At 67.9% G+C, this 16,456-nt stretch carries 16 protein-coding genes; 6 read left to right on the top strand and 10 right to left on the bottom strand.

The window, feature by feature from the left end; all coding sequences use genetic code 11:
- Window positions 1-317: 317 nt before the first annotated feature.
- The 3 genes from IDF66_RS15260 to IDF66_RS15250 form a co-directional block, all read right to left on the bottom strand.
- Window positions 318-1,604: a primosomal protein gene (locus IDF66_RS15260; RefSeq protein WP_190267613.1), complete on the bottom strand. Its 1,287-nt coding sequence runs from the start codon at window positions 1,602-1,604 to the stop codon at window positions 318-320.
- Window positions 1,605-1,690: 86 nt separating this feature from the next.
- Window positions 1,691-2,626, bottom strand: coding sequence for a C40 family peptidase (locus tag IDF66_RS15255; protein WP_190267612.1), 936 nt, complete (start codon window positions 2,624-2,626; stop codon window positions 1,691-1,693).
- Entirely contained in the window at window positions 2,626-2,970 is a 345-nt protein-coding gene (locus IDF66_RS15250) for a type VII secretion target (protein WP_190267611.1), read from the bottom strand. The genes IDF66_RS15255 and IDF66_RS15250 overlap by 1 nt, the downstream gene beginning before the upstream one ends.
- 51 nt (window positions 2,971-3,021) lie before the next feature.
- Here IDF66_RS15250 and upp point away from each other — a divergent pair, with 51 nt between their 5' ends.
- Window positions 3,022-3,645, top strand: a complete 624-nt coding sequence (gene upp / locus IDF66_RS15245) for a uracil phosphoribosyltransferase (RefSeq protein WP_164308438.1) — start codon at window positions 3,022-3,024, stop codon at window positions 3,643-3,645.
- A 15-nt stretch (window positions 3,646-3,660) separates the two neighbouring features.
- On the opposite strand, the gene IDF66_RS15240 is transcribed toward upp, so the two are convergent.
- From IDF66_RS15240 to IDF66_RS15225, 4 genes are read right to left on the bottom strand one after another with little or no spacing between them, the layout of a single operon-like run.
- Window positions 3,661-4,452 carry an ABC transporter ATP-binding protein gene (locus IDF66_RS15240; RefSeq protein ID WP_190267610.1) on the bottom strand — a complete coding sequence of 264 codons (792 nt, stop codon included), beginning with the start codon at window positions 4,450-4,452 and terminating at the stop codon, window positions 3,661-3,663.
- A gap of 4 nt (window positions 4,453-4,456) precedes the next feature.
- Complete coding sequence (locus tag IDF66_RS15235; RefSeq protein WP_190267609.1) at window positions 4,457-5,026, bottom strand: hypothetical protein; 570 nt, start codon at window positions 5,024-5,026, stop codon at window positions 4,457-4,459.
- A complete protein-coding gene (locus tag IDF66_RS15230) occupies window positions 5,023-6,645 on the bottom strand; it encodes a phospho-sugar mutase (protein ID WP_190267608.1) in 1,623 nt (540 codons plus the stop codon). The genes IDF66_RS15235 and IDF66_RS15230 overlap by 4 nt, the downstream gene beginning before the upstream one ends.
- Window positions 6,646-6,652: 7 nt before the next feature.
- On the bottom strand, window positions 6,653-7,456 hold the full coding sequence (locus tag IDF66_RS15225; RefSeq protein WP_190267607.1) for a purine-nucleoside phosphorylase: 804 nt from the start codon (window positions 7,454-7,456) through the stop codon (window positions 6,653-6,655).
- A 36-nt stretch (window positions 7,457-7,492) separates the two neighbouring features.
- On the opposite strand from IDF66_RS15225, the gene IDF66_RS15220 reads away from it, so the two are divergent.
- A complete protein-coding gene (locus IDF66_RS15220) occupies window positions 7,493-8,191 on the top strand; it encodes an enoyl-CoA hydratase/isomerase family protein (protein WP_164308442.1) in 699 nt (232 codons plus the stop codon).
- 15 nt (window positions 8,192-8,206) lie between these two features.
- Window positions 8,207-9,394, top strand: a complete 1,188-nt coding sequence (locus tag IDF66_RS15215; protein WP_317628721.1) for an amidohydrolase — start codon at window positions 8,207-8,209, stop codon at window positions 9,392-9,394.
- A 17-nt stretch (window positions 9,395-9,411) separates the two neighbouring features.
- Here the strand turns inward: IDF66_RS15215 and IDF66_RS15210 are convergent, their stop codons facing one another.
- On the bottom strand, window positions 9,412-9,894 hold the full coding sequence (locus IDF66_RS15210; protein ID WP_164308444.1) for a gamma-glutamylcyclotransferase: 483 nt from the start codon (window positions 9,892-9,894) through the stop codon (window positions 9,412-9,414).
- Window positions 9,895-10,059: 165 nt separating this feature from the next.
- On the opposite strand from IDF66_RS15210, the gene IDF66_RS15205 reads away from it, so the two are divergent.
- Window positions 10,060-11,463, top strand: coding sequence for an NAD(P)H-quinone dehydrogenase (locus IDF66_RS15205; RefSeq protein WP_190267606.1), 1,404 nt, complete (start codon window positions 10,060-10,062; stop codon window positions 11,461-11,463).
- A 5-nt stretch (window positions 11,464-11,468) separates the two neighbouring features.
- Here IDF66_RS15205 and IDF66_RS15200 read toward each other — a convergent pair whose 3' ends face one another.
- Window positions 11,469-12,074: a TetR/AcrR family transcriptional regulator gene (locus tag IDF66_RS15200; RefSeq protein WP_190267605.1), complete on the bottom strand. Its 606-nt coding sequence runs from the start codon at window positions 12,072-12,074 to the stop codon at window positions 11,469-11,471.
- 171 nt (window positions 12,075-12,245) lie between these two features.
- Here IDF66_RS15200 and IDF66_RS15195 point away from each other — a divergent pair, with 171 nt between their 5' ends.
- On the top strand, window positions 12,246-13,121 hold the full coding sequence (locus tag IDF66_RS15195; protein ID WP_190267604.1) for an LLM class flavin-dependent oxidoreductase: 876 nt from the start codon (window positions 12,246-12,248) through the stop codon (window positions 13,119-13,121).
- Window positions 13,122-13,136: 15 nt separating this feature from the next.
- On the opposite strand, the gene glpK is transcribed toward IDF66_RS15195, so the two are convergent.
- On the bottom strand, window positions 13,137-14,672 hold the full coding sequence (gene glpK, locus IDF66_RS15190) for a glycerol kinase GlpK (RefSeq protein WP_190267603.1): 1,536 nt from the start codon (window positions 14,670-14,672) through the stop codon (window positions 13,137-13,139).
- Between the two features lie 28 nt (window positions 14,673-14,700).
- Here glpK and glpD point away from each other — a divergent pair, with 28 nt between their 5' ends.
- Entirely contained in the window at window positions 14,701-16,443 is a 1,743-nt protein-coding gene (gene glpD, locus IDF66_RS15185) for a glycerol-3-phosphate dehydrogenase (protein WP_164308449.1), read from the top strand.
- The last annotated feature ends 13 nt before the right edge of the window (window positions 16,444-16,456 follow it).

Genomic DNA, 16,456 nt, shown 5'->3' with positions numbered 1-16,456 from the left:
CCTCGCTGCGCTCGGTACCTACTCGATCGGCGGGGGGTTGGCCGGGTGATCTCGATGCGGTGCCTCGCTGCGCTCGGTACCTACTCGATCAGCGGGGGGTTGGCCGGGTGATCTCGATACGGTGCCTCGCTGCGCTCGGTACCTACTCGATCGGCGGGGGGGGTTGGCCGGGTGATCTCGATACGGTGCCTCGCTGCGCTCGGTACCTACTCGATCGGCGGGGGGGTTGGCCGGGCGATCTCGATACGGTGCCTCGCTGCGCTCGGTACCTACTCGATCAGCGGGGTCGGGGACGGGGGGCGGGGATGGGCCGCGCGTCAGGACTTCTTGACCAGGCGGTCTTCGAAGTCGTGTACCAGCGCACGCCAGGCTTCGGACTCGTTGTCGAAAGGCGGGCTCGGTGCCATGCGCTTGGGGTCGGGGTTGACCGCGTAATCGACGAACCAGCCCAGCGGCGTTGTCGAGCCGAGGGCCTCGTTGACCGAGTCATCGTCGGCGTAGTCCGCTGCATCGGTGAGGAGTTCGACCGCGAGGTCGAGCTGATTGCGGTCGATGCGGCGCGGACCGTCGGCGATGTCGTCCACCAATCCCGGCAACACGTACACGTTGTCGTCGATGACGTCGAACTCGAGTGAACCGTCGGTGGCCGAGGTTCGCACCTCGTCGAACGTCGACAACTCGGTGAGATCGTGGTCGCGCGAGTCGGCGAGGTAGCGGCTCAGCGATCGCGCGGAGGTGAACACGAAGATCTTGCCGTCGGCGCCGAGGAACACCGGGTCGTCGCCGAGATAGCAACGCAGGGAAAGGTATTCGCCATCGCCGGTCACGATCCGGATCGGATCGATGCCGATGTTGGCCCAGAAGTCGTCGTCGTCGATCTCGTCATCGACATCGTCGTCATCTTCGTCGTCGTCCGCTTCATCGGTCTCGTCCGCGGAATCGTCGGCGTCGCCGTCGACCAGCTCGAGATCGTCGTCGTCGGGCTCGTCCTCATCTTCGGCCGAGGCGGCGGCCTCGAGTTCGGCCTCCGCGGTGGAGACGGCTGCCGCGTCCACGTCGGGAGTGCTGATCACATCGTCGATCGCGTCGATGACGTCGTCCCAATGCTTCGCGATCAGGCGGCCGATCCGCACCCACAGGTCGACGCCCTCGCGTCCGACGAAGTTGCGGGTCCCGGTGGTGACGGCTCCCAGGATCGGATTGCCGTTGAAGAATTTGGTGATGACGGTCAGTTCGCAGACCTCGCCGAGGATCCGGACGATCTCGAGTGCATCCTCGAGTTCGGCGATCACCTCCGGGCTGGGGTCCTCGGCGGCGAGCTCGGGCACCCCGACCAGGTCGTAGGTGTGCTTGTCGTCGGGCACCAGTTCGTCGGCCTGCACTCCGACGACCGTCGACCACGCCGGATGATCGGCGAGGTCGTTGTCGTCGCCGGCGCGGATGAACGCGGCCAGCTCCGCGACGCCCGGGAAGCCATACAGATCCTCGTCGAGTCCGAGGAACGCCTCCCACTCGTCGTCACCCTCTCGCCACCGGGGTGCCCAGAGGGTGAAGGTGTTTCCGTCGGTGAGTCCGAGCTCGATGGGGACGATGTCTCCGGCCATGAGGACACAGCGTAGCGATCCGACCTGTGAACTCGGGTGGCGCCCCCGCGACCGGGCGATGAACGCCGGTCGTTGCGCATGCGTCGTCACCGCGGGCGGAAGAAGCCTTGGAAGCCCTGACCGGCATTGGTGGTGCGCAATGGTGACACCTGAACCGGATCGCCTGCCTCCACGAGTTGATTGTTGCCCACATACATCGCCACGTGTCCGTCCCAGACTGCGAGATCGCCGGGCTGTAGTCGGGACTGGCTCACCGGTACCCCGGCGGTGTCCTGATCTTGGGCCAGGCGGGGGAGGTCCAGCCCGGCCTGGCGGTATGACCACTGCGTGAGCCCGCTGCAGTCGAAGCCGCCGGGCGTGGTGCCGCCCCAGACATAGGGCACGCCGCGCTGGCTCAAGGCTGCACGGACGGCCTTGGCGGCTCGTTCGTCCGGTGCGTATGAGGTGGACCCGTCGGGCAGCTCGATGGGGATACCGCCGGCGGCGCGCGTGGTGGGGTGACCGCTGACCTCCGCCGGTGCGTTGTGGCGCGCAAGAGCCATCATCCGGTTGGTGTCCGACTCCAGTTCGGCTTGTGCGCGTGCCACGATCTGCATGCCTCGGCCCACGTGATCGAGGGCGACCGGCAGGATCATCGCCAGGCCCTGGGGGCTGAACAGCGTCGGCCCGAGCGCCGACGCTGCGCGCTGAAACGAGTCGATCAGGGCGTTGAGGTGATCGGCTGCGACCTTCACCTTGAGTCCGGCCTCCTCGATCAGCGCCGCGATCTCGCTGCCGGTGGTGGCGACGTCCGCGATGGTGCAGTGGTTTCGGTCGGCGGCGACGACGGCACTGTCTGCGCCCGAGCCATGCCACGTCCGCGACGCCTGCTCGGTGGAGGCGATGGACGCCTGCCGGATCTGTTCGAGTTGCGGGGTGGCCGTGCGGAGCCGGTCGGCGGGATTGTCGGACGGCAGAACCCCGGTGCCGAGCGCGGTGATCAGGATCCGGAGGGGCGCGATGAGGATGTCGATGGTGAGCATCAGAGTCGCAGCTCCCGATCGGGGAGCGCGACCGACGGCGTCATCGCCGACGTCACGGTCGCCGCACTGCCGACGTCGGTGTCGACGTAGCGGGACGTGGCGGCCCGGCTACGCTCGCCCTGGCTCTGATGCCGCCCGGCGACGCCGTCGAGGCTGTGCGCGCGGGAATCGAGGGCGTATGCGGTCGCGGCGAGGAACTCGGCGCCGATGACGCCGAAGGTCATGGTGAGCGCTCCGACCTCGCCGCGCTGGCGGGCCGTGTGCGCTCGGATCTCGGCGGCGGCGGATTGTTGCCCGCGCGCATACGCGGTCAGCGAGTCGGGCTGGACGGTTACGTCGGTCATGTTTGATCTGACGTCCGCCCGGCCGGTCCGGTTCCACTTAGGGTGTGTGTCATGCAGGTACAGATCGTCGATCACCCGCTGGCGGCCGCGCGGTTGACGACCATGCGGGACAAGACCACCGACAATGCCCGGTTCCGTGCTGCGCTCTCGGATCTGACGCAGATGCTGATCTACGAGGCGCTCGCGGGGGCGCCGACCGAGTCGGTGCCGATCGAGACGCCGTTGATCGCATTCGCGGGTACGCGGTTGGCCACACCGCCACTTCTCGTACCGGTGCTGCGGGCGGGGCTCGGGATGGTGGAGCAGGCCCACGCCATGGTGCCGGAATCGCACGTCGGGTTCGTCGGCGTCGCACGCGACGAGGCCACCGCACAACCGGTGCCGTACCTGGAGTCGCTGCCGGACGATCTGGCCGGACTCCCCGTGTTCGTGTTGGATCCGATGCTGGCCACCGGCGGTTCGATGCTGCACACGATCGACCTGCTGGTTTCCCGGCATGCCACCGACATCACCGCTGTCTGTGTCGTTGCGGCACCGGAGGGAGTCGCCGCATTGGAGACGTCCGGTCATCCCGTGCGTCTCGTGGTCGCCGCCGTCGACGACGGGCTGGACGACACGTCGTACATCGTGCCGGGTCTCGGCGACGCGGGGGACCGCCAGTTCGGTCCGCGCTGACCGCTGGGTCCAGCGTCAGGCGGCGACGGCCGCCCAGCGGCCGCCCTCGCGGCGGACCACCACATCGTGGTCGAAGCACACGCTGATCGTCGTCGACGTGAGCGCATCGTCGACCGGCCCGGCCGCGACCACCTCGCCGTCGCGCAGCAGCATCGCATGAGATGTGCTCGCGGGCAGGTCCTCGAGGTGGTGGGTCACCAGTACGCTCGCCAGATTCGGCACCTCCGAACGTAATTGGTCGATGCCGGTGAGCAGCTTCTCCCGCGCGGCGAGGTCGAGCCCGGTCGCCGGTTCGTCGAGGAGCAGCAATGCGGGCCGTGGCATGAGGGCGCGTGCGATCAATGTCCGGCCGCGCTCGCCCTGACTCATCACCGGCCACAGCGAGTCGCGACGCAGGGTCATGCCGAGGAGTTCGAGCAACGCGTCGGCGTGGCGGTGCTCGTCGTCGGTGTAGTCGTGTCGGCGATCGAGTTCCGGTGTGTTGGTCAGTCCGGTCAGCACCACCTCGTGGGCGGTGAGGGGGATGTCGATCCGCCAGCGAGGGTCGACATGTCCGATATGTGTGCGCAGTTCACGCATGTCCACGCGTCCGAGTCGTTGGCCCAGCACGTCCACCGAACCTGTCGTCGGGTGGCCGCGAGCGCCGAGGATCGTCATCAACGTGGACTTGCCTGCACCGTTGGGCCCGAGCAGGGCCCAATGTTCCCCGGGGGCCACCCGCAGGCTCACGTCATGCAGCAGCGGACGGCCACTGCGGACAACGTCGATGTCAGAGGCGTCGAGAATCGGTTCGGTAGCCGTGTGCACGACCTCACCGTAGCCAGTGGGCGATCATCGGCTCGTCGGCGACCGTCTCCCCGCCCTGTGAGATGACCAGCGACTCGGGCGAGATGACGTATGTCACACCGTTGTTGGTGACCGCGAAGGTGTCGCCGATCCGCCGTGGGTAGTCCACCTCGACGCCCTGCCCGTCGGCGAGGCCCTTGTAGTACGACCGCCCCGACTGCGTGCCGACCTGGCACACGATGACTCGGGAGCGTGTCGTCTCGCCGATCATCACGGCCGGGTCGTCGGCCCCGTTGCAGCGCGGGCCGTCCGGGTATCCCTGCCAGTCGGCGCCGGGAACGGTGGGGTGTGGGCGTTCGGTGGTGATGGTTGCCGTCGAGGTTGCGATGTCGGTGACGGTGCTGGTGACGATCGTCGGCACAGCAGGCGGTGCCGACGACGCCGCCGCGGGCGATTCCGGGGTCCGGTCGTCGAGCAGGAGCAACGCTGCGAGCGCGCCCGCGACGACGATCAGAACTCCGGCCGCGATGGCGACGATCACGATCGGCGACGACCAGGGGGAGCGGTCGTGCGGCTGCGGGGTCGGACGGCTCACGGTTCTCCTCCGGGTAGCTCGGCTGCCACCCGGGCGGCGAGTTCGTGCAGGTGGTCGGACGTCTGCGCGATGTCTGCCCGACCAGGGGGCGCCACGACCTCGAGGTAGTACTTGAGCTTCGGCTCGGTACCCGACGGCCGGGCGATCACCCGTAGGGAGATGCCGTCGGCGGTGCGCCCGGTCAGTTGCACTGCGTCTGTGCGCAATCCGTCGTCGCGGATGGCGTAGTCCTCGACGTCGACCGGAATCCCGGCAGGCGCACGGGGTGGCGACCGTCGCAGCGACGACATCAGGTCGGCGATGAGTCCGATGTCGGTGACGCGTATCGATCGCTGGGTGGTGACGTGGACGCCGTGCGCGAGCGAGAGTTCGTCGACGGCGGCAGACAGGTCCGACCGCATCGCGACCCGCTGGTGGGTGAGCAGGGCGGCCACCACGGCGGTGGCGATCCCGTCCTTGTCGCGGACCGCGTCGGGATCCACGCAGTGTCCGATGGCCTCCTCGTAGGCGTACAGAAGCGGTTCTCCTGCCCGCACAAGCCATTTGAATCCGGTGAGAGTACGTACGTGGCGGGCGCCTGCGGCCGACGCGACGGCCTGCAGCATCGAGCCGGACACGATGGTGCTGGCCACGACGGGTGCCGCGAGATCGGTGGTGGCGAGTAGATGCGCGCCCAGCAGAGCGCCTGTCTCGTCGCCGGTCAGCATGCGCCAGGTGCCGTGGACCCGGGTGCCGATCGCACAGCGGTCGGCATCGGGGTCGAGTGCGATCGCCAGGTCGGCGTCGATGCGTTCGGCCAGCGCGAGTACCCGATCCGACGAGCCGGGTTCCTCGGGGTTGGGAAAACGTACGGTGGGAAAGTCGGGGTCCGGGGCGAACTGCTCGGCGACGACGTGTACGTCTGGAAATCCGGCGCGCCGCAATGCCGCGAGCGCGAGGGCGCCGCCGACCCCATGCATCGCGGTGAGTGCTACCCGCACCGGCGAACCGTGCACGCGCCCGAATCGCGCCTCGAGCCGGTCGAGGTAGCGAGCAGTGTTCGCGCCGTCGCGCGAGTCCGTCGAGACCCGTTGTCTGCCTATGGTGTTCGCCGGTGGAGCAGTCGCAATCAGCTGTTCGATCCGCCGATCGGCCGGTGGTACGAGTTGCGCGCCGCCGGCGAGATAGACCTTATAGCCGTTGTCGGTCGGCGGGTTGTGGGACGCCGTGACGGCCACCGCCGCGGCGGCATCGAAGTCGCGGCATGCGAATGCGACCAGCGGCGTGGGTGTCGGTCCGGACAGCGCGACGACATCGAATCCCTGCGCGGCAAGGACTTCGGCCGTCGCAGTGGCGAAGGCACGCGAGCCGTGACGGGCATCCCGGCCCACCACCACTGTCGCCCCCGCCGCTCCGTCGTCGAGCAGGGCGCATCCCAGGGCGTGGGTGGCACGGGTGACCACCGCCACGTTCATGCCGGCAGGCCCGGCACGCACCGGACCACGGAGTCCGGCGGTGCCGAAACGAAGTGTGTCGGCGAAACGTTCGTCGAGTCGATCGGGCGCGAGCGCGGAAAGCTCGGCCCGGGTCAGGGGATCGGGGTCGGAGGCGATCCAATCGCGCGGATCGATGGTCGACATCGTCGCGTCACACCTCGGCGATGATCGAGGCGAGGAGCTCACCCATCCGGGCGGCCGAGGCCTGCCCGACCTCGAGAACCTCGGTGTGACTGAGCGGTTCGCCGGTCATCCCGGCCGCGAGATTGGTGACCAGCGACATCCCGAGGACGTTCAGGCCCGCGGCACGCGCCGCGATGGTCTCGTGGACCGTCGACATCCCGACCAGATCGGCGCCGAGCGTGCGCAGCATGCGGATCTCTGCGGGCGTCTCGTAGTGCGGGCCCGACAGCCCGGCATAGACGCCCTCGGTGAGGGACGGGTCGGTGCGGCGGGCGATCTCACGCAGTTTCGGGGAGTACGCGTCGACAAGATCGACGAACTGCGCGCCGACCAGCGGGGATCGCCCGGTGAGGTTGAGGTGGTCGGCGATCAGGACGGGCTGGCCGACCGCCATGTCGTCGCGGAGCCCGCCGGCGGCGTTGGTCAGCACGATCGTGTGAGCTCCGGCCGCGGCGGCGGTCCGGACCGGGTGGACCACCCGGGCCAGGTGATGTCCCTCGTAGGCGTGGATCCGGCCCAACAGGATCATGACCCGGCGATCGGCGACCTGCACCGAGTGCACGATTCCGCCGTGACCTGCTGCTTTCGGCGGGGTGAAACCGGGTAGTGCGGCCATCGGGACGCTGGCGACCGGTGCGCCGAACGCCCGCGCCGCCGGGGCCCAGCCCGATCCGAGGACCACGGCGACGTCGTGGGCGGCGCAGTCGGTCTCGGCGGCGATCGTCGCGGCAGCCGCGACGGCTGCGGCATCGGCGTCGGCAGTGGGGTCCATGGCCCTAACCTTAATGCGCGGCGATAAGGTCGCTACATGCCGTTTCTCAGTTCTGCAGGCGAAGTCAGCGAGCTCTACCTCGGCTCCGAGGGCGTCGAACTCGACGCGTCGAATCCCGACAACCGGTTCCGGCTCGACTGGCTTGCCTCGGTCGGCGATCTCCTCGACCAGGTTGCCGCGGAGCCGACGAAACCACTCGTGATCACCGCCACCGGGAAGTTCTTCAGCAACGGACTCGATACCGACTACATCGCGGCGAACGCGAGCGGATTGCCGCGCTACCTCGATCGTGTCCATGAGCTCTACGTCAAGCTCCTCACCCTGCCCGTCCCGACGGTCGCCGCCGTGAACGGGCACGCCTTCGGCGCAGGCGCCATGCTGGCCCTGTGCGCCGATGTCCGCGTGATGCGCACCGAGCGGGGATTCTGGTCGCTGCCCGAGGCGGCGCTCGGGATGCCGTTCACCCGCGGCATGAGTTCACTGATCCGTACCCGGCTCACCGATGCCGCTGCGACCGAGGCGATGCTGACCTCCAGGCGATATGGCGCAGACGACGCCGTGGGCGCCGGGATCGTCGAGGAGTCGGTCGATGTGGACAGACTGGTCGGTAGGGCCGCGGAGCTCGGCCTGGAACGCGCACCGCTGGCAGGTCCCAATCTCGGATTGATCAAGCGCGGGCTCCGGCAGCCGCTGATCGCCGACCTCGAGACCCCGACACCTGCGACCCTGTTGTGAGGGGTGGGCATGGCCGTGAGTGAGACCGAGGCCCAACCGGTGGCGCCGCGTGATCTGATCGGTGCGTGGTGGGCAGCGCATGGCCAGGATGTGGTGGCGTGGCGGCGCCACATCCATGCGCAGCCAGAGCTCTCGCGGCAGGAGATCAACACCACCGACCTGGTGATCGCCGAGCTGACCGCGGCAGGTCTGCAACCCCGTCGGTTGCCGTTGGGGACAGGCGTCGTATGTGATCTCGGACGCGCCGACCAGCCACGGGTCGCGTTGCGTGCGGACATGGATGCCCTGCCGATCACCGAACGCACCGGACTCGCGTTCAGCTCCACGGTCGAAGGGGTCTCGCACGCGTGCGGCCACGACGCCCATACGGCAATCCTCATGGGGGTGGCCAAATTGCTCGCCTCCGTGGATGCGCTGCCGGTGGGCGTACGTCTGATCTTCCAGCCGGCCGAAGAGGTCATGCCCGGTGGCGCACTCGATGCCGTCGCCGCGGGTGTGATGAACGGTGTCAGTCGGATATTCGCGTTGCACTGTGATCCGAAACTCCCGGTGGGGTCGGTCGGATTACGGTCGGGTGCGTTGACGTCGGCGGCCGACCACATCGATCTGCAACTGCATTCCGCGGGCGGCCACACATCGCGTCCGCATCTCACCGGTGACCTGGTGTATGCCATGGGCACGGTGATCACCGGCCTGCCGGGCATCCTGTCCCGCCGTATCGATCCGCGGTCGGGAACCGTGATGGTGTGGGGCGCCGCGCATGCCGGCAACGCCCCGAACGCGATCCCGCAGGAGGGTCGGCTGCGGGGCACCGTCCGTACCGGCGACCACACGACCTGGGCAGAACTCGAACCCCTGGTCCGCAGTGTGATCGGTGAACTTCTCGCGCCCCTCGGTGTGCGCTACGACCTGTCGTACTTCCGCGGGGTGCCGCCGGTCGTCAACGACGAGGTCGCGGTCGCGATGATGCGTACCGCTGTAGCCGCAATCGGGCCGAACGCCGTCGCGGACACCCCGCAGTCGCCGGGCGGCGAAGACTTCTCGTGGTACCTCGAGCACGTGCCGGGTGCGATGGGCCGGCTCGGTGTCTGGGACGGCATCGGTCCCCATGGCGACCTACATCAGCCGGGCTTCGACCTCGACGAGCGCGCCTTGGAGATCGGGGTGCGGACCCTCGCCGGCATCGCGCTGGGCGTCGCCTGACCGGCCGAACGCCGGTCCTAGGACTCGTCGGGGCCGGGGCCGGGCCCGACGTTTCGCGATTCGCGCAGTCGAAGGTCCTGTACGTACTCGGCGGGCGCGCCTGCGATCTCCGCCGCCTCGGCCATCACACCGAGGTAGCGCGCCGACGGCAGGCCGCCCTCGTATGCGTCGAGCACATAGAGCCAGGCGAGCACCGGGCCGTCGGCCGTGTGGATGCGTGCGCGGATCTTGACATGGATACCGAGTTCGGAGCCCTCCCAGCGGTCGAGGTTGTCCTCGTCCTCGGAGGTCACGTCGTAGAGGACCACGAAGACCTTGGCATCGGAATCGTCCCGGTCCTCGGTGACGGTCGCAAGCGAACCCTCCCAGCCGATGTCCCCGCCGCCGAAGGTCAGTCGCCAGCCATGCAGCCACCCGGTTCCCGACATCGGCGAGTGCGGTGCACGCTCGGCCATCTGCTCGGGATGCATGTTCGAACCGTAGGCGGCGTAAATCGGCACGGGCGAAAGCCTAGATGGTCGGCGCGCCCCGCGAAAGCCGAGCCTGCCCGACCGCGCGCCGCGAATCGGGCCGGGGACTAGGTTGGTACACGACGGACCACGCGCCGGGAGCGAGATGGCGGCCCGGATCGACTCTGTCTGCCGAGGATGAGGAGAGGACTCACAGTGACCAAGATCGTGATCATCGGCGGTGGACCCGCGGGTTACGAGGCCGCGCTCGCCGCAGCCGCCTACGGCGCCGACATCACCGTGATCGATTCCGACGGCATCGGCGGCGCGTGCGTCCTGTGGGACTGTGTGCCGTCGAAGACCTTCATCGCGTCCACCGGCATCCGGACCGAGGTGCGCCGCGCCGTCGATCTGGGCATCAACATCCGGACCGATGATGCCCTGGTGACCGTGCCGCAGATCCATCAGCGCGTCCGGGACCTGGCCTTCGCCCAGTCCGCCGATATCAGGTCCCGGCTGATCAGCGAGGGTGTCACCCTGGTGTCCGGCCGTGCGCAACTGGATGAACGGCAGGTCGGCGTGTCCGCGCACGGGGTGATCGTCACCCTGCCCGACGGATCGACGCAGCGCTACGAGGGCGATGTGGTCCTGATCGCGACCGGCGCCTCGCCACGGGTCCTGGCCGACGCCCGGCCCGACGGCGAACGAATCCTCAACTGGCGTCAGCTCTACGACCTGGAAGAACTGCCCGAGCACCTGGTCGTGATCGGTTCGGGTGTGACCGGCGCCGAGTTCGTGCACGCCTACACCGAATTGGGTGTCAAGGTGACCCTCGTGTCCAGTCGCGACCGGGTCCTGCCCGGCGAGGACGAGGATGCCGCGCTGGTCCTCGAGGATGCGTTGGCCGAACGCGGCGTCGAACTGATCAAGCACGCACGTGCGGACAAGGTTGAGCGGCACGGGGATTCGGTGACTGCGCACCTGACCGACGGGCGCACGGTAACCGGCTCCCATGTGTTGATGACGGTGGGATCGGTACCCAACACGAACGATCTCGGGCTCGACCGGGCAGGCGTGGAGATCGACCGGAACGGCTACATCACCGTCGATCGGGTGTCGCGGACATCGGTTCCGGGTGTGTACGCCGCGGGGGACTGCACCGGTCTGCTGCCGCTCGCGTCGGTGGCGGCGATGCAGGGGCGGATCGCCATGTACCACTCACTCGGCGAGGGCGTCAGTCCCATCAAGCTGAAAACCGTTGCATCCGCGATCTTCACGCGTCCCGAGATCGCCACCGTCGGGGTGTCGCAGACGGCCATCGACGCCGGTGAATACCCGGCACGGACCGTGATGCTCCCGCTCGCGACCAACCCGCGCGCCAAGATGAGCGGCCTTCGCCGTGGTTTCGTGAAGATCTTCTGCCGCCCGGCCACCGGAGTGGTGATCGGCGGCGTGGTGGTCGCGCCCAACGCATCCGAGCTGATCCTCCCGATCGCGCTCGCGGTGCAGAACAAACTGATGGTCTCCGATCTCGCGCAGACGTTCTCGGTGTACCCGTCGTTGACCGGCTCGGTGACCGAGGCCGCGCGACAGCTCGTCCGCCACGACGACCTGGATTAGGACCACTACGGCGACCGGCGGGGAGTGCCGAGCCCGGCGACCAGAAGCGCGACCATGCGTCGCGCGTCGTAGTCCTCGTCGCCGCCGATGCACAGATTGCCGATGCCGCGCAGGAATTCGAGCGCGGTGATGTCGGAACGGATCTCACCGGCCGCCGCGGCTCCGTCGAGCAGCGTGCCACAGACGGGTACCAGCCGGTCGAGGAAATACGCGTGCAGTGCCTGGAAGCGCGCGGTGTCGGAGCGCAGGGCAGCAGCGAGGCCGTGCTTGGTGGTCAGGAAGTCGACGAAGAGCTCAACCCACTCGCCGAGTGCGCGGTATGGAGTGGCGGCGGTCGCCATGAGTGCAGGCCCGGCCTCGGCGCAGGCTTCGACCTGATGCTGATACACGGCGATGACGAGGTCGGCGCGAGTGGGGAAGTGGCGATAGATCGTGCCCATCCCGACCCCGGCGCGATCGGCGATCACACGTACCGGCGCCTCCACACCGGAGACGACGAAGACGGCCGCGGCGGCGTCGAGCAGGGCCTGCTCGTTGCGCCTCGCATCCGCACGCTTGCGCGATGACGCCCGTGGCCGGGTAGCCGCTGGTCGGTCGTTGTCCTCCGGCACGTGTCCACTTCCATTCCGATCGAGGGCTGGATAAACGGAACAGCGCTCCGTATCATAATCGGAGCGCGGTTCCGATTACTCTCCCATCGTGCCGCAGTGCCCGACCGAATATCGACGTTCCGACACGCCGACCCGCAGCCCGACGTCCCGCACCCCCGAGGAGGCGCCACGATGGCTCCCATCGAACATCCGAGTTTCGGGATCATGACCGCACCCATGCAGGTCGGTTATGACGACATCCTGCGCGTATGGCGCGAGGCCGACGAGGTCTCCGCCATCGAGCACGCCTGGCTCTTCGACCACCTGATGCCGATCGGTGGCGACCCCGACGGCCCGATCTTCGAGGGGTGGACACTGCTCGCCGCGCTGGCAGCGCAGACCGAGCGGCTGCGCCTCGGACTCCTGGTGACCAGTAACAGGTTTCGGCCTCCGGCCATGCTCGCCAAGATCGCGACCACCGTCGACATCGTCTCGGGAGGCCGTCTCGACTTCGGTATCGGCGCCGGATCCCGGCCGGGTCATCCGCTGGCCCGGCGGGAGTATGCCGCGCACGGCCTGCCGTATCACGATGCGGCGCATGCGGTCGCGAGTCTCGCCGAGGCCTGCACGGTGATCCGCCGACTGTGGAGCGAGGGCGAACCGTTTGATTTCCACGGCGAGAAAGTGCAGTTGACCGGCGCATTCGGCAACCCGAAACCGCTGCAGTCGCCGTACCCGCCGATCCTCATCGGAGGACGATCCACGCCGACGCTGCGGGTGGTCGCCGAACATGCCGACATCTGGAACATCCCGGGCGGCGACATCGATGATGCCGTCCGGCGCAGTGCATTGGTCGATCGATTCTGCGCCGAGATCGACCGCGATCCGGCGACGATCACCCGGTCGATCGCGCTGCCGGTGTCCTACGACCGCCCCGACAACACGCGACGGGAGATCGCCGAGGCACTCGGTGCAGGCTTCTCGCATGTCGTCCTGATGTTGCCGTCGCCATACCCGGATCGGGTGGCGCACTGGGTCGCCGACGAACTCATCGACACGCGGGCGTGACCACCGCCCAGGCGTTCAGGCGAGATCGAAGCTGTGGCCGACCGCGCGGTTCCAGCCGTCGTAGAGACGGCTGCGGTCGTCGGCTGCCATCCGGGGTTCCCAGCGCTTGTCCTCGGCCCAGTTCGCGCGGATCTCGTCCTCGGATTCCCAGTAGCCGACGGCAAGACCTGCCGCGTAGGCGGCGCCGAGGGCGGTGGTCTCGTTGACCACCGGCCGCACCACCGGTACGTCGAGGATATCGGCCTGGAATTGCATGAGCAGGTCGTTGACGACCATCCCGCCGTCCACCTTGAGTGTGGACAGTTCGACGCCCGAGTCGGCCTGCATCGCCTCGATGACCTCGCGGGTCTGAAAGGCACTGGCCTCCAGGGCGGCTCGCGCGAGGTGACCTTTGTCGACGAAACGTGTCAGGCCGACGATGACCCCTCGGGCGTCGGGTCGCCAGCGCGGCGCGAACAGTCCGGAGAACGCCGGGACGAAGTAGGCGCCTCCGTTGTCCTCCACCGACGCGGCCAATGATTCGATCTCGCGCGCGTGGTCGAAGAGGCCGAGGTTGTCGCGCAACCACTGCACCAGCGATCCCGTGACCGCGATCGACCCCTCGAGCGCATAGCGCGCGTCCTGATCGCCGATCCGGTAGCAGACCGTGGTGAGCAGGCCGTGGTCACTGAACACCGGCTCGGTCCCGGTGTTGAGGAGGAGGAAATTGCCGGTGCCGTAGGTGTTCTTGGCCTCGCCCGGATTCAGGCATGCCTGCCCGAACGTGGCGGCCTGCTGATCGCCCAGGATTCCGGCCAACGGCACGCCGGGCAGTGATCCGTGCTCGCGCAACGGCCCGTAGACCTCGGACGAGCTGCGGATCTCGGGGAGCAAGGACATCGGCACGCCCATGTCGGCGCAGATCTCCTCGTCCCACGCCAGGGTGCGCAGGTCCATCAGCATCGTCCGCGATGCGTTGGTGACGTCGGTGATGTGCAATCCGCCGTCGCGTCCACCGGTCATGTTCCAGGTGATCCACGAATCCATTGTGCCGAAACACAGTTCGCCTGCCTCGGCACGTCGTCGAGCACCGTCGACATGGTCGAGCAGCCACCGCACCTTCGGCCCGGCGAAGTACGTCGACAGTGGTAGTCCGGTGCGATCCCGGTAGCGATCCACCCCGATGTCACCGGCGAGCGTGCCGCAGAGGTCGTTGGTGCGGGTGTCCTGCCAGACGATCGCGTGATGGATCGGCTCGCCGGTTTCGCGGTCCCAGATGAGAGTTGTCTCACGTTGGTTGGTGAGTCCGCACGCCGCGATGTCGCCGTGTTTCAGATCGGCGGACGCCAGTGCGGCGGCGGCCACGCGACGGGTGTTGCGCCAGATCTCCGATGCGTCGTGCTCCACCCAGCCTGCCTGCGGGAACACCTGCTCGTGTTCGATCTGCTCGGAACTGACCACGCGGCCATGCCGGTCGAAGATCATCGCCCGTGTGGACGTCGTGCCCTGGTCGATCGCGGCGACGTATGTGCTTGCACTACCCACGACGGACAGTGTCGCACGCGGTGGCATCGGAGGAGATCAATTAGGCTCGGCAAGCATGAACACCGAGTTCGACCCAGACCGACCAGCGGATATGGGGCCGCTCTACCGAGCCGAGGCGTGGCGCCGGCTGGGTGCTGAGCAGTTCGACCTCGTCGTCATCGGGGGCGGGGTCGTCGGCGTGGGGGCCGCGCTCGACGCCGCCACCCGTGGTCTCCGCGTTGCCCTGGTCGAGGCTCGGGACATCGCCTCGGGTACGTCGAGCCGGTCGTCGAAGATGTTCCATGGCGGCCTCCGATATCTCGAGCAACTCGAGTTCGGCCTTGTGCGTGAAGCACTTCGGGAACGGGAACTCTCCCTGCGTTTCCTCGCGCCACATCTGGTCAAACCCCTGCCGTTCCTCTACCCACTGACCCGCCGGGTGTGGGAGCGCCCGTATGTGGGCGCAGGGCTGTTCCTCTACGACCAGATGGGCGGGTCGAAATCGGTTCCCGGCCAAAGTCATGTCACTCGGTCAGGTGCGTTGCGCGTGGCGCCTGCGCTGAAGAGGAACTCGTTGATCGGTGGGATCCGCTACTACGACACGGTGGTCGACGACGCCCGGCACAGTCTCACGGTCGCGCGTACCGCGGCGAACTACGGCGCCGTGATCCGGACGTCGACCCAGGTGGTCGGATTTCTGCGGGAGGCGGATCGGGTCCTCGGCGTCCGGGTCCGTGATTCGGAGACCGGTGAGATCGGTGAGGTGCGTGCCCACTGCGTGATCAACGCAGCCGGGGTGTGGACCGACGAGGTCCAGGCGCTCTCGAAACAGCGGGGCCACTTCAAGGTTCGTGCCTCCAAGGGTGTGCACATCGTGGTTCCCCGGGATCGGATCGTGAGTGAGACCGCGATCATCCTGCGCACCGCCAACTCGGTGCTGTTCGTGATCCCGTGGGAGACCCACTGGATCATCGGGACCACCGACACCGACTGGAATCTCGATCTCGCCCATCCGGCTGCCACCCGTGCCGACATCGACTACATCCTCGAGCGCGTCAACCAGGTGCTGGTCACCAAGCTCACCCATGGTGACATCGAGGGCGTGTATGCCGGGTTGCGGCCGTTGCTCGCCGGTGAGGACGATGAGACCTCCAAGCTCTCACGTGAACACGCCGTGGCGACGGTCGCGCCCGGGCTGGTGTCGATCGCGGGCGGGAAGTACACCACGTACCGGGTGATGGCCGCCGATGCTGTGGATGCCTGTACCGACTTCATTCCCACCCGGGTCGCGCCGTCGATCACCGAACGGGTTCCGTTGCTCGGCGCCGACGGCTACTTCGCACTCATCAATCAGTGTGAGCACCTGGGTCGTCGATTCGGTTTGCATCCCTACCGGATTCGTCGTCTCCTCAACCGCTACGGATCGCTGATCGACGACGTCCTCTACTACGCCGACACCGAGCCGTCGTTGCTGCGGCCACTCGCCGCCGCACCGCAATATCTGCGCGTGGAGGTCGTCTACGCGGCGATCGACGAGGCGGCACTGCACCTGGAGGATGTCTTGGCGCGGCGCACGCGGATCGCGATCGAATATCCGCACCGCGGAGTCGATTGCGCGCAGGAGGTCGCCGATCTGCTGGCACCGATCCTCGGGTGGTCGGAGGAGGAGACGGCGTTCGAGGTCGCCACCTACATCGCCCGGGTGGAGGCCGAGGTCGCATCACAGCTACAACCCGACGATGATTCGGCCGACGCCCTGCGGGCCGCGGCGCCCGAAGCGCGGCCGGAAATCCTGGAGCCGGTCCCGGTGCCGGACTGAATCCGTTATGTGT

Origin of the sequence: Gordonia hankookensis, assembly GCF_014673215.1 — a bacterium.
GTDB classification, from domain to species: domain Bacteria; phylum Actinomycetota; class Actinomycetes; order Mycobacteriales; family Mycobacteriaceae; genus Gordonia; species Gordonia hankookensis.
This window is presented reverse-complemented; position numbering and strand designations above follow the sequence as displayed.

Bases quoted from the DNA above. Each gene is read 5' to 3' on its own strand.
- upp (WP_164308438.1), top strand. From the start codon at position 3,022: ATGCAGGTACAGATCGTCGATCACCCGCTGGCGGCCGCGCGGTTGACG.
- IDF66_RS15225 (WP_190267607.1), bottom strand. From the start codon at position 7,456: ATGGACCCCACTGCCGACGCCGATGCCGCAGCCGTCGCGGCTGCCGCG.
- IDF66_RS15230 (WP_190267608.1), bottom strand. From the start codon at position 6,645: ATGTCGACCATCGATCCGCGCGATTGGATCGCCTCCGACCCCGATCCC.
- IDF66_RS15195 (WP_190267604.1), top strand. From the start codon at position 12,246: ATGGCTCCCATCGAACATCCGAGTTTCGGGATCATGACCGCACCCATG.
- IDF66_RS15255 (WP_190267612.1), bottom strand. From the start codon at position 2,626: ATGCTCACCATCGACATCCTCATCGCGCCCCTCCGGATCCTGATCACC.
- IDF66_RS15220 (WP_164308442.1), top strand. From the start codon at position 7,493: ATGCCGTTTCTCAGTTCTGCAGGCGAAGTCAGCGAGCTCTACCTCGGC.
- glpD (WP_164308449.1), top strand. From the start codon at position 14,701: ATGAACACCGAGTTCGACCCAGACCGACCAGCGGATATGGGGCCGCTC.
- IDF66_RS15260 (WP_190267613.1), bottom strand. From the start codon at position 1,604: ATGGCCGGAGACATCGTCCCCATCGAGCTCGGACTCACCGACGGAAAC.
- glpK (WP_190267603.1), bottom strand. From the start codon at position 14,672: ATGCCACCGCGTGCGACACTGTCCGTCGTGGGTAGTGCAAGCACATAC.
- IDF66_RS15250 (WP_190267611.1), bottom strand. From the start codon at position 2,970: ATGACCGACGTAACCGTCCAGCCCGACTCGCTGACCGCGTATGCGCGC.